This window comes from Aeromicrobium sp. Leaf291 (assembly GCF_001423365.1).
Classification (GTDB): domain Bacteria; phylum Actinomycetota; class Actinomycetes; order Propionibacteriales; family Nocardioidaceae; genus Aeromicrobium.
The window spans coordinates 400800-412827 of record NZ_LMNM01000002.1; the positions used below are offsets into that span (position 1 = coordinate 400800).

Consider the following 12028-nt stretch of genomic DNA (forward strand, 5'->3'; position numbering starts at 1 on the left):
TGCCCATGGTCGACGAGCGTGCCGACGCGCCAGGATCCGGGGAGCCCGCCTCCGACGAGCCGTTCGAGATCCGTCGACGGATCGCCCTGTTCGCGCTCCTGGGGCTGGCCGCGCTCGGGGTCGCGGCCGGGTTCGCCTGGCTGGCCTGGGACCGGGACGACGTGCTGCTGTGGGTGCCTGCCGCGGTGCTCGCGCTGCTCTCCCTCGCGGTGCTGCAAGGCGTCCGCGACGCGCGTACCCCGTTGTTCGTGGCGGACGCCCACGGGGTGAGGATGCGCGACGGCGACGGCTGGGTCGGGCTGCTGTGGAGCGAGATGGCCGACATCCGCGTCGAGCCGCGCGAGGGGCTGCTCGACGCGCGGGTCAAGGTCGTGAGCCCCGACGGCCAGAAGATCTACACCGCCCCGTTGGGCCTCGGCACGACCGTCTCGGCCGAGGAGGCCGAGGTCCAGGTGGCCAGGCGCCGGAGCCCTGCTCCATACTGAAACGTCCGCCCCGCCACCGAGAGGCATGCATGCAGCCGGCCGACGCCAGCCACGATCCGACGCCCGAGCACGCTCCCAGCAACCTGAACATCGCGAACGCCCTCACGGTCCTGCGGATCGTCGGCGTGCCGCTCTTCGGCTGGTTGCTGCTCACGCAGGACGGGTCCGACGTCTCGACGCGGGTCTGGGCGTTCGTGGCCTTCTCGCTGCTGATGATCACCGATCGCATCGACGGTGACCTCGCGCGAAGCCGCAACCTCGTCACCAACTTCGGCAAGCTCGCCGACCCCATCGCCGACAAGGCGCTCACCGGCATGGCGTTCGTCGGCCTGTCGATCATCGGCGTGCTCTGGTGGTGGGTCACGATCGTGCTGCTGGTGCGCGAGTGGGGCATCACGCTCATGCGGTTCGTGGTCAAGAAGTACGGCGTGATGCCGGCGAGCCAGGGCGGGCGCATCAAGACCACGCTCCAGGCCCTCGCGATCGGCGGCTACGTGCTCCCCTTCGAGCTGTGGGACAACACCGCCAGCGACGTGCTGCGATGGGCGACGCACGTGATCATGGCGGCCGCCCTGGCCATCACGATCGTCACGGCGGTGCAGTACGTGCGCGACGCGATCGTGCTGCGGCGGGACGCGAAGGCGTCGGCCCCGAGCCCCGAGTCGTGAGCCCGGAGTCGTGACACCGGGCCCCGACGCCGTCGAGGTCGTGCGCCTGCTCCGTGAGCGGGGCGAGACGATCGCCACCGCCGAGTCGCTCACGGGAGGGCTCCTGTGCGCGGCCCTCGTGGACGTGCCAGGGGCGTCGGACGTGGTCGTCGGCGGTCTCGTCGCCTATGCCACGCAGGTCAAGACGGACGTGCTGGGGGTCGACCCCGACCTGGTGGCCGCGCGTGGCACGGTCGATCCCGACGTCGCCGTCGCGATGGCCGCGTCGGTGCACCACCTGCTGGGCTCCGACTGGGGCGTCTCGACCACCGGCGTGGCCGGTCCGGGTCCGAGCGAGGGCAAGCCCGCCGGGACGGTCCACGTCGGCATCGTCGGACCGGGGTCGCGGGAGGTGTCGATGCCGCTCGCACTTTCGGGCGACCGCGACGAGGTCCGCGCGGCGACGGTCGCTGCGGCGCTGTCGCACCTGGTCGCTAGGCTGGATCCAGAGAGTCGGGAATCACACCCGAGCCCATCGCGTTGACCCTCGCAGGAATGCGTTGATCTCTCACGGAGCACGGCGGACGGAGGTGGACCATGACGGCCATGAGGCAGCTGGTCGGTGAGGTGCTGCGCGCCCGCCGTATGGCCCAGGGGCTCACCCTCCGCGACGTCTCCGCCAAGGCACGGGTCTCCCTCGGGTACATCTCCGAGGTCGAGCGCGGCCAGAAGGAGCCCAGCTCGGAGCTGCTGGCTGCGCTCGCCGCCGCCCTGGAGGTGCCACTGAGCAAGGTGCTCCTCGACGTCAGCACGCTGCTGGCCATCGAGGAGGCCACCGACCTCGCGAGCGTGTCGTCCATCGCCCCCGGCGAGGTCGAGGTCTCCGCGGCCTGACCCGCCGGCCCCACACCGTGGGCCCGGCGACCCTGGACCCACGGCTTGGGGCCTCACGTCGCGTGGGGGTCGAGCCTGCCAGGCGATCGGCGTCACGGTCCTGGCATGCTGGCCGACGGCAGCGAAGGACCGAGGCACGGCCCGTCCCGCGGTGTCACGGACGGACGACCAGCGACGACGAGGCGGGGGTACCGGTGAATCCCAGTAACTGGGGCTTGCGACCCCTCGTCCTCGACGACGTCGACGCCGTCCACGCCGTCTACTCCGACCCCGGCACCTGGCGGCACCTGCCCGCGGGCGTCTTCACGGACCGCGCGCAGAGCGTGGGGCTGGCGGAGCGTGCGGAGCGCGACTGGCGCGACGTCGGCCTGGGGGAGTGGGCGGTCCTGGTGGCCGGCGAGGTCGTCGGCACCGGAGGCGCCATGCCCCGCGACGGCTGGTGGAACCTCGGCTTCCGCCTCTCGCCCCGGGTGTGGGGCCACGGCCTCGGCACGTGGGTGGCCAGCGTGGGTGTGGGCGCCGCGCACCGCACGCGCGAGGACTGGCCCGTCGTGGCGCGGTCACTGTCGTCGAACCCCGCCTCCGGCCGGGTCAGCGAGCTCGCCGGGCTCGAGCTGGTGCACCGGGCCCCGTTCCCCGACGGCCTCGACCGCATCGTGCACGCGGACCGGCCGCTCGAGCCCGGTCTGCTCGACGCGATCGTCGCGCTCGGCTGAGGTCGACGGACGGCCCGAGCGGCTCCGAGGTCGCCCGAGGCCGTCGCCGACGGCTGTGCGCCCCGTGGCATGCTGGCCGCGATGAGGCACAGCGAGTTCTGGGAGCGGATGCGGATCCACCTCGGCCCGGCGTACGCCCGCTCGTGGGCGGAGTCGCAGGTCATGTCCGACCTGGGTGGTCGCACGGCCAGCGAGGCGCTCGACGCCGGGGTCGACCCCAAGACCGTGTGGCGTGCCGTGCACGCCCGCCTGGAGCTTCCTGCCAGCGAGCGCTGACCGCCCGCCCCTTCCCCCATCGGTGGATCCTCAACATCTGGAGCCTCATCGGTGGATCCTCAACCACAGCGGGCGTTCTGCGGTTGAGGATCCACCGATCGTGGGGGAGTCGTGAGCGTGCCGGCACCGACGAGGTCGACACGGCGTGTCGCATCCGATCGAACAGGTGTTCGTACTAGCGTTGTCCACACGGTTGACGCGAAGGTGTGTCGCTGTCCACAGGCGGGGTCGACGAGGCCCCAGATGTCTGAGGCGGCCCCTAGCGTCGCAGATGACCGGCCCCCACCGAGCAGAACGGACCAGCCCATGGCTTCCAAGGCACCACTGACCCCCGTCACCGCCGTCACGAGCGACCAGCGCGAGAAGGCGATCGACAACGCGATCGCCCAGATCGACCGCAACTACGGCAAGGGCGCCGTCATGCGCCTCGGTGAGCGGGGCCGCGTCCCGATCAACGTCATCCCCACTGGGGCCACGGCGCTCGACATCGCGCTCGGCATCGGCGGTCTGCCGCGCGGGCGCATCGTCGAGATCTACGGTCCGGAGTCCTCGGGCAAGACCACGGTCGCGCTGCACGCGGTGGCCAACGCCCAGAAGGCCGGTGGGGTGGCGGCCTTCATCGATGCCGAGCACGCGCTCGACCCCGACTACGCCCGCAAGCTGGGTGTCGACACCGACGCGCTGCTCATCTCCCAGCCCGACTCCGGTGAGCAGGCCCTCGAGATCGCCGACATGCTGATCCGCTCGGGCGCCATCGACGTCATCGTCATCGACTCCGTGGCGGCCCTGGTGCCCCGCGCCGAGATCGACGGCGAGATGGGCGACAGCCACGTCGGTCTGCAGGCTCGCCTCATGAGCCAGGCCCTGCGCAAGATGACGGGCGCCATCCACGGCTCGGGCACCACGGCGATCTTCATCAACCAGCTGCGCGAGAAGATCGGCGTCATGTTCGGCTCGCCCGAGACCACCACCGGCGGCAAGGCGCTCAAGTTCTACGCCTCCGTCCGGCTCGACGTGCGCCGCATCGAGACGCTCAAGGACGGCACCGACATGGTCGGCAACCGCACACGCGTCAAGGTCGTCAAGAACAAGCTCGCCCCGCCGTTCAAGCAGGCCGAGTTCGACATCATGTACGGCCAGGGCATCAGCCGGGAGGGCAGCCTGATCGACGTCGGCGTGGAGACGGGCATGGTCCGCAAGGCCGGCGCCTGGTACACGTACGAGGGCGACCAGCTGGGCCAGGGCAAGGAGAACGCCCGCCAGTTCCTCAAGGACAACCCCGACCTCGCCGAGGAGCTCGAGAAGCGGGTCAAGGAGCACCTGGGAGTCGGCGCCACGATCGACGACGAGGTCGCCGCCGACGACGACATCGACCTGCCCGCGACGGAGTTCTGAGCGTGCCCGGGGGACAGGCGCGAGGGCAGGAGCCGCCCGTGGGCTCGGACGAGCCGGTGCGCGACACCGCGCAGGATCCCGATGCCGACGTCGAGTCGGTGGCTCGCACCATCCTGCTCAACAAGCTCACGGACTCGCCGCGCAGCCGGGCCGAGCTCGCCGAGGCGCTGGCGCGCAAGCACGTGCCCGACGACGTCGCGACGCGGTTGCTCGACCGGTTCGAGGAGGTCGGTCTGATCGACGACGCCGCGTTCGCGCGGGCCTGGGTCGAGTCGCGCTCACGCAGCAAGGGCCTGGCCACCAAGGTGCTGGCGCTCGAGCTGCGGCGCAAGGGCATCGCCGACGAGATCGCGCGGGAGGTCCTGGCCGACGTCGATCCCGACTCCGAGCGTGAGGCGGCCCACCGGCTGGTCCAGAAGAAGCTGCGCTCCATGCGCGGCCTCGACGACACCACCCGGATCCGTCGGCTCACCGGCATGCTGGCGCGCAAGGGCTACTCGCCCCAGGTCGCCTTCGACGTGGTCCGCGAGGAGCTCGAGGCCGACGTGGAGCCGCTCGTCTCCACCTGAGCTGGTGGCAGCAACGGGTGTGGTGTGGGGGAGTGCGGATCAGCCGCGCTCCTCCACGTCGCGTCGGATCCGTTCGACGATGTCCTTCTCGCTGTCGTAGTACGACATGCCCCAGTCGGCGACGCGGGCCGCGTAGCGGAGCTCCTCGACGTCTCCGAGCATCTCGCGCACGGCCTCCAGCTCCTTGCGCTGCACGGCGAGCCGCTCGAGGTAGTCGTCGAGCATCTCCTGCACGTGCTCGGTCGAGGTGAGCCGACCCATCAGCAGACGCAGAGCCACCGGGTGCTTGAGCACCGGGAACGGGTCGTCCACGGGTGCGGAGAGCCACCGTTCCACCTGGGTGCGTCCCTCGTCGCTGATCTTGAAGCGGCGCGTGGTGCGTCGTCCCTCGGTCTGCTCCACGGCGTGCACCAGGTCGCCCTGGAGCAGCTTGTCGAGCTCGGTGTAGATCTGGCTCATCGCCGGCGACGTCCAGTAGAACCGCAGCGTCCGGTCGGCGCGCTGCTTCAGCTCGTAGCCCGTGAGGCCCTTGGTCTCGGACTCCCCGTCGAAGGCCAGCAGCCCCAAGATGGCGTACGAGGTCATCGACAGGTTCACGTCGCTCACCCTACTGAGCCGTTCGCCACATCGCCCGCGCCGACGCAGACAGCGTCGCTGTCAGGGTCCTAGACTCACGCGCATGCCCAGCACCCTCGATGTGTACCGGAAGATGTCGGCCCTCCCGCAGGGAAAGCGACTGTTCTCCATCTTCTACGGCCAGAAGGCGCCGTACTTCGCGTCGATCCACCTCGCCGTGCGCGAGATGCGGCCGCACTTCGCCGAGATCACGATCCCGAAGCGGCGCAGCGTGCAGAACCACATCGGCACCGTGCACGCGATCGCGGCCTGCAACGGTCTCGAGGCGGCCATGGGCCTGCTCGCCGAGGCCACCTGTCCGAGCGACTCCCGCTGGCTGCCCAAGGGCATGGACGTGAAGTACCTGGCGAAGTCGGCCGGCGACCTCTACTGCACCGCCGAGTCCAGCCCCGAGGACTGGGCCAACGGTCCCGACGTCCCGATCCGCGTGAAGGCGGCGCTGAAGGACGGCACCGTCACGGTCGAGGGCACCATCCACCTCTGGGTCACCCCCAAGAAGCGCTGAGCCGGCTCAGGCCGGACCCGGTGCGCCGGTGCCGCCCGCACCACCGTCGGGCTGGCCCTGCACGACGCCACCGACCTGGTCGGACGACTTTCGCTGACCGATGTAGCGCCGCTGCACCCACCCACCGAGCCAGGTGAGCAGCAGGTTCATCGCGATGTAGACGACCGCGAGCACGATGGCGGTGGCCAGCCGGTTGTCGAAGGTGTTCCAGACCGAGCGACCTGCCACGGTGAGGCCCGGCGCGAGGATCGCGTACCCCAGGCTGGTGTCCTTCAGCACGACGATGCACTGGCTGATGATCGAGGGGAACATGATCTTCACGGCCTGCGGCAGCAGGATGATGCGCGTGACCGCGCTCTTGCGCAGACCGAGCGCATAGGCCGCCTCCGCCTGTCCCTTCGGCACGGCGTTGATGCCGGCGCGGAAGACCTCGGCGAGCACCGATCCGTTGTAGAGGATCAGGCCGATCACGAGGGGGAACAGCACCCCGTTCGGGTACGACGCGAGCCCCCAGACGAAGATGATGAGCAGCAGCAGCGGCACCGCGCGGAAGAACTCCACGACGGTCCACGACGGCCACCGCACGAGCCGGCTGTCGCTCAGCTTGCCGACCCCCAGCAGGACGCCGAACACGACAGCCCCGACGATGGCGATGCCGGCGGCGCGCAGGGTGTCGATGAGGCCCTGGACGAGGACGTCGACGATCCGCGGGGTGACGAACGGCTCCCACTGCTGGGCGGTGAGCTGGTTCTCGCTGTAGAGCTTCCAGACGACCAGCGCGGCGAGCGCGACGACGCCGACGACCGTGGCGATGCCCAGCAGCCGGTAGCGGCGGGCGGCCTTCGGTCCGGGGACGTCGAAGAGGACGGATGCCTGGCTCATGCGACCCTCCAGGCCTTCTCGAAGCGGGACGCGCCGAAGGAGATCAGCTCGACGATGACGATGTAGCCGAGGGCGATCCCGAGGAAGATGACGATGCGCTCGCTCGCGTAGTCGTTGCTGAGCCCCTTCATGCGGAAGGTGGCCTCGGCGATGCCGAACACCGCGGCGAGCGAGGTGTTCTTGGTCAGGGCGATGAACACGCTCGCCAGCGGCGGAACCGTGAGCCGGAACGCCTGGGGGAGCACGACCTGCGTCATGGTCAGGGAGAAGGGCATCCCGATCGACCGTGCGGCCTCGGCCTGGCCGAGCCCGATGCCGTTGATGCCCGAGCGGATCGCCTCGGTGACGAAGGCCGCCGTGTAGAGGCCCATCGCGAGCGTGATCATGACGAAGAAGCCGAAGTCGATGCCGACCTCGGGCAGCCCGTAGTAGGTGAGCAGGATCAGCACCAGCAACGGGGTGTTGCGGAAGATGGTGACGTAGCCGATCCCGACGCCGCGCAGCACCGGCACCGGCGACACGCGGGCGACGGCCACGAGTGTGCCGACCACCAGCGCGAGCGCGCCGGACGCGACGAGCAGCTTCAGGGTCTCACCGAAACCGGAGAGCACCAGGCCGAAGTTCTCGCTGAGGGCTTCCACGTCACCTCCGTCGTCGAGCGACAGTCGCAGGATGGTCGGCCGGTCGCCGGGCGATGAGGCCCGGCGACCGGTCGGTCGGTCGGATCAGGCGCAGGCGTCGAGCATCGGCTTCTCGGGCACGTCGTTGCCCGACTTGCCGAGCGTCGCGTCGAAGGCCTTCTCGAAGTCGCCGTCGTCGTACGCCTTCTCGATCGTGTCGTTGAGGAACTGGCACAGCTCGGGGGCGTCCTTGCTGTAGCCGACGCCGTAGCGCTCCTCGGAGAAGGGCTCACCGACGACCTTGAGCTCGTCGGGCGCCTGCGCGGCGTAGCCGAGCAGGATCGCGCCGTCGGTGGTGACGGCGTCGACGGAGCCGTTCTTCAGCTGGTCGACGCACTCGGAGTACGTGTCGAAGCCGGCCGGAGTCGCGCCGTACTCCTCCTCGACCGTCTTGATCGACGTGGAGCCGGTGACCGAGCAGACCTTCTTGCCCTCGAGGTCGTCCGGACCGTTGATGGAGTCGTCGTCGGCGGCGACGAGCAGGCTCTGGCCGGTGACGTAGTACGGACCGGCCTGGCCGACGACCTTGCGACGGTCGTCGGTGATCGAGTACGACGCGATGACGAAGTCGACCGTGCCGTTCTGCAGGAACGGCTCGCGGTTGTCGGAGATCGCCTCGACCCACTCGATCTTGTCGGGCTCGATGCCCAGCTGGCCGGCGATGATCTTGCCGAGCTCGGGGTCGATGCCGGTGGGCGCCTCGGAGCCGGCGGCCTTGAAGCCGACGCCGGGCTGGTCGTACTTGACGCCGATCTTGACGCTGCCCGCCTCTGCCAGCTCGGCCATGCGCGAGCCCGCCTCGAAGTCGGGGCTGTCGACGACCTCGTACTCGTTGCCGGACGCCGCCGTGCCGTCGTCCTCGCCTGCGTTGCCGCAGGCCGAGGCGGCCAGGACGACCGCTGCGGCGACTGCCGCGAGCTTCATGCTGCGCACCTTCATGGGAGCTTCCCCTCGATCGGTTGGTTGGGTTCGAACAGGTGGATCAGTGGTTGAGGATCTTGCCCAGGAAGTCCTTCGCGCGGTCCGACGACGGAGCGCTGAAGAACTCGTGGGGGGTGTTCTGCTCGACGATGCGTCCGTCGGCCATGAACACGACGCGGTCGGCGGCGGTGCGAGCGAAGCCCATCTCGTGGGTGACGACGATCATCGTCATGCCGCCCTTGGCGAGGTCGATCATGGTGTCGAGGACCTCCTTGATCATCTCCGGGTCGAGCGCCGACGTCGGCTCGTCGAAGAGCATGACCTTGGGCTCCATCGCGAGCGAGCGGGCGATGGCCACCCGCTGCTGCTGGCCACCGGAGAGCTGGGCGGGGAGCTTGCTGGCCTGCGACTCGACACCGACCCGCTCGAGCAGCTCCATGGCACGCTTCTCGGCGTCGACCTTGGCCTGGCCACGGACCTTGATGGGGCCGAGCGTCACGTTCTCGAGCACGGTCTTGTGCGCGAAGAGGTTGAACGACTGGAAGACCATGCCGACGTCGGCGCGCAGCTGCGCGAGGGCCTTGCCCTCGGCGGGGAGCGGCTGGCCGTCCACGTGGATCTGGCCCTCGTCGATCGTCTCGAGCCGGTTGATCGTGCGGCACAGCGTCGACTTGCCCGAGCCCGACGGCCCGATCACGACGACGACCTCGCCCTGGGCGACGTCGAGCTCGATGTCCTGCAGCACATGCAAGGAGCCGAAGTGCTTCTGGACCCCCTGCATGGCCACCATGGGTGTGTCAGCCATGCGGGACAACCTATCGGCGTCCTTGGTCGTCCTTGCAAGTCCGCAACCGAATCGTCACCTGCGCCGGGGACGCGGCAACGCCGTGGACACACCGCCGGAAGACGCACGGGAACACACGTCGGCCGCCGACGCAGGGAGCTGCATCGACGGCCGACGTCTCGGGGCCGCGAGGGTGGGAGTGCCGGCTCGCGGTCGTGCGATCGAGCCCTACTCGCGGTACCGCGGCTGGCTCTGCGGGTTCAGCTCGTCGAAGCGCATCCGCTCCGCACCCTTGATCCGACGGTCGTCGACCTTGAACACGTCGAAGCCGCGCTGGATCTCGTTGGAGTAGACGTAGCCGTTGTAGTAGTACGTCGACCAGGGGCCGCCGACCACGAGACGCTGTGCGTCGTTGGGGCCGCGGTCGTGCCAGGCGATCTCCTTGGGGTTGGCCGAGTCGGTGAAGTCGAACATCGACCAGCCGCCCTGGTACCAGGCCTGGACCATGATGTCCTTGCCCTTCACCGGGACCAGCGAGCCGTTGTGGGCCACGCAGTTCTCGGTGTTCGCCTGGGTGCGGGGGATCTTGTAGTAGCTCTTGAACTCCAGGTCGCCCTTGCGGGTGATGTCGTAGATCCCGTTCGCGCCCTTGGTGTCGCCCACGGTCGGGTTGCAGGTGGGCGCGCCGCCGCCGCCGAGCTCGTCGGTGAAGACGACCTTGGTGCCGTCGTTGTTGAACGTGGCGGAGTGCCAGAACGCGAAGTTCTCGGTGTCGCGCACGTTCTCGGTGACCTTCGGCTTCTCACGGTCACCGATGTCGAGCAGGATGCCGTCGCCCATGCAGGCGCCGGCCATGATGTCCTTGCTCGGGTAGGCCGTGAGGTCGTGGCAGCCGCTGGTCTCTCGCGAGTAGCCGCCGGCCGGGTTGCCTCCGTCGGGGAACAGCACGGGCTGGGCGATCATCGTCGCGGCCGACGGCTTCTTCAGCGGCACCTTGACGATGCTGATGGAGTCCAGCGGAGGCTGGCAGTCGGGGAACGCGGCATCGGGCGCGTACGACGAGACGTAGACGTACAGGTCGTTCTTCGAGCCCTTGCCCGGCTTGCCGCCCTTGCCCTTGCCCGGCTTGCCGTTGCCGGGAGCCAGGGTGTGGGTGTGCGAGCCGCACGGTGTCTCGACGGCCGACACGTACTTCGGCTTGCGCGGGTCGGAGATGTCGAAGACCTTGACGCCCTCCCACGAGTCCTTGATGGTGGCCGACTGCGCCGTGCTCTGGCACGAGGCGTCGCTGCGCGAGGAGTCGGTGCTGAGGATCAGCACGTCGTCGTACACGGAGATGTCGTTCTGCGAGCCCGCGCACACGACCTGCGTGACGACCTTCGGCCTCGCGGGCTTCGAGATGTCGTAGACCATGAAGCCGTTGTAGTTGCCGGCGAAGGCGTACTTGCCCTGGAACGCGAGGTCGCTGTTGAGGGCGTCCTCGGTGGCGAACGCGCCCTGCTTGGCGATGGTGGCGATGCGCTCGACGTTCTTGCTGTTCGCCTCCTCGCCGGGTGCCAGGTCGGCGCCGCTGGCGTTCATCCGAGCGGTGTCGTTGCCCGGGAGGCAGTTGCCTGCCAGGCGGTCCGCCTCCGACAGCACGACTTCGCCGTCGCACTCGTCGGACGTGGTGTCGCGGGCCTGCACCTCGGCCGTGGCGGCCATGGGTGAGAGCAGTGCCGCGGTGAGCGCGCCGGTGGCGGCGGCTCCGAGCAGGGCCGTGGTGGCCCGTCTGCGCGAGATACGCATAGGTGTGTCCTTCCCCCGAAGTGTGGCTATCCTCGCTGAAAGCCGTCATGACGACAAGGGCGACGCGCGGACTCGTTCGTGACGTTCCCGTGACGGCGACACTTCGGGGGAAGGAACCACGTATGCGTCGTCGGAGTCCCACGTTCGGCCGCGGAGCAGCCGCCGTGCTCGTGGCCGTTGCCGTGCTCGCCACCGGGTGCTCCGGGGACGATCCGTCGCGCAAGGTCGACGGCACGATCATCCAGCCCGGCATGCCGGGGGAGGACTCCGAGGAGCTCGACGAGGCCCCGGAGATCGAGCGGGCGCGGGCCAACGACGCCGACATCGAGTTCGTGCAGATGATGATCCCGCACCACGCCCAGGCGCTCGAGATGGCGCAGCTCGCCCCGAAGGCCGGGGGCAGCAAGGCGGTGCGCACGATGGCGGACCGCATCGACGGCGCCCAGCGTCCCGAGATCGTCTACATGGCGGGCTGGCTGACCGACCAGGGTCTCGACGCGCCCACGAAGGAGCAGATCGAGGGCGGCAACATCCCGATGGGCCGCCACGGTGGGCACGGGTCGCACGGCGGCGACGTGCACGAGATGGCCGGCATGGCCAGCGAGGCACAGATGGCCGCTCTCGCGAGGGCGAAGGGTGCGCAGTTCGACCGCCAGTTCCTCGAGCTGATGGTCATGCACCACCAGGGCGCCATCGAGATGGTCGGCGACGTCGTCCGTCAGGGTGCGGACCTGCAGGTCAACGAGCTGGCCACGAGCATCGCGGCCGACCAGACCGCCGAGATCGACCGGATGCGTCAGCTCCTCGCCGACCTCTGAGCGGGTCGACTCGGCCTGCGGGGGAGCAGGGG

General features: G+C 69.5%; 16 protein-coding genes. 10 read left to right on the forward strand and 6 right to left on the reverse strand.

The genetic code is table 11. From position 1 onward, the window contains the following. Positions 1–5: 5 nt before the first annotated feature. From ASF35_RS11695 to ASF35_RS11730, 8 genes are all read left to right on the forward strand, one after another. Positions 6–485 carry a hypothetical protein gene (locus tag ASF35_RS11695; protein WP_156368022.1) on the forward strand — a complete coding sequence of 160 codons (480 nt, stop codon included), beginning with the start codon at positions 6–8 and terminating at the stop codon, positions 483–485. A gap of 29 nt (positions 486–514) precedes the next feature. Continuing rightward, positions 515–1153, forward strand: a complete 639-nt coding sequence (pgsA, locus tag ASF35_RS11700; RefSeq protein WP_055967498.1) for a CDP-diacylglycerol--glycerol-3-phosphate 3-phosphatidyltransferase — start codon at positions 515–517, stop codon at positions 1151–1153. Between the two features lie 10 nt (positions 1154–1163). Further along, on the forward strand, positions 1164–1676 hold the full coding sequence (locus ASF35_RS11705; protein WP_055967501.1) for a CinA family protein: 513 nt from the start codon (positions 1164–1166) through the stop codon (positions 1674–1676). Between the two features lie 53 nt (positions 1677–1729). Next, positions 1730–2026, forward strand: a complete 297-nt coding sequence (locus ASF35_RS11710) for a helix-turn-helix domain-containing protein (protein ID WP_055967504.1) — start codon at positions 1730–1732, stop codon at positions 2024–2026. Between the two features lie 215 nt (positions 2027–2241). Then, positions 2242–2742 (forward strand): GNAT family N-acetyltransferase, encoded by a 501-nt coding sequence (locus ASF35_RS11715; RefSeq protein WP_055967508.1) that lies wholly within the window; start codon positions 2242–2244, stop codon positions 2740–2742. Between the two features lie 81 nt (positions 2743–2823). After that, the gene (locus ASF35_RS11720; protein ID WP_055968556.1) at positions 2824–3018 is read left to right on the forward strand and encodes a DUF3046 domain-containing protein; all 195 of its coding nucleotides are present in this window, start codon (positions 2824–2826) and stop codon (positions 3016–3018) included. Between the two features lie 306 nt (positions 3019–3324). After that, complete coding sequence (gene recA / locus ASF35_RS11725) at positions 3325–4413, forward strand: recombinase RecA (protein ID WP_055967511.1); 1089 nt, start codon at positions 3325–3327, stop codon at positions 4411–4413. Between the two features lie 38 nt (positions 4414–4451). Continuing rightward, positions 4452–4982 (forward strand): regulatory protein RecX, encoded by a 531-nt coding sequence (locus ASF35_RS11730; protein ID WP_235492950.1) that lies wholly within the window; start codon positions 4452–4454, stop codon positions 4980–4982. 39 nt (positions 4983–5021) lie between these two features. Here ASF35_RS11730 and ASF35_RS11735 read toward each other — a convergent pair whose 3' ends face one another. Then, a complete protein-coding gene (locus tag ASF35_RS11735; protein WP_156368023.1) occupies positions 5022–5579 on the reverse strand; it encodes a PadR family transcriptional regulator in 558 nt (185 codons plus the stop codon). An 82-nt stretch (positions 5580–5661) separates the two neighbouring features. Here ASF35_RS11735 and ASF35_RS11740 point away from each other — a divergent pair, with 82 nt between their 5' ends. Then, a complete protein-coding gene (locus ASF35_RS11740) occupies positions 5662–6123 on the forward strand; it encodes a hotdog fold domain-containing protein (RefSeq protein WP_055967522.1) in 462 nt (153 codons plus the stop codon). Between the two features lie 6 nt (positions 6124–6129). Here the strand turns inward: ASF35_RS11740 and ASF35_RS11745 are convergent, their stop codons facing one another. The 5 genes from ASF35_RS11745 to ASF35_RS11765 form a co-directional block, all read right to left on the reverse strand. Then, on the reverse strand, positions 6130–7005 hold the full coding sequence (locus ASF35_RS11745) for an amino acid ABC transporter permease (protein ID WP_055967525.1): 876 nt from the start codon (positions 7003–7005) through the stop codon (positions 6130–6132). Next, positions 7002–7646, reverse strand: a complete 645-nt coding sequence (locus ASF35_RS11750) for an amino acid ABC transporter permease (protein WP_055967528.1) — start codon at positions 7644–7646, stop codon at positions 7002–7004. Before ASF35_RS11750 ends, ASF35_RS11745 begins: the two co-directional genes overlap by 4 nt. 84 nt (positions 7647–7730) lie before the next feature. Then, the gene (locus ASF35_RS11755) at positions 7731–8609 is read right to left on the reverse strand and encodes a glutamate ABC transporter substrate-binding protein (protein WP_235499151.1); all 879 of its coding nucleotides are present in this window, start codon (positions 8607–8609) and stop codon (positions 7731–7733) included. 58 nt (positions 8610–8667) lie between these two features. Beyond that, positions 8668–9396: an amino acid ABC transporter ATP-binding protein gene (locus tag ASF35_RS11760; protein WP_156368047.1), complete on the reverse strand. Its 729-nt coding sequence runs from the start codon at positions 9394–9396 to the stop codon at positions 8668–8670. A 222-nt stretch (positions 9397–9618) separates the two neighbouring features. Further along, positions 9619–11178 carry an LVIVD repeat-containing protein gene (locus ASF35_RS11765; protein ID WP_055967538.1) on the reverse strand — a complete coding sequence of 520 codons (1560 nt, stop codon included), beginning with the start codon at positions 11176–11178 and terminating at the stop codon, positions 9619–9621. 122 nt (positions 11179–11300) lie between these two features. On the opposite strand from ASF35_RS11765, the gene ASF35_RS11770 reads away from it, so the two are divergent. Continuing rightward, a complete protein-coding gene (locus ASF35_RS11770; RefSeq protein ID WP_055967540.1) occupies positions 11301–11996 on the forward strand; it encodes a DUF305 domain-containing protein in 696 nt (231 codons plus the stop codon). Positions 11997–12028: the final 32 nt, after the last annotated feature.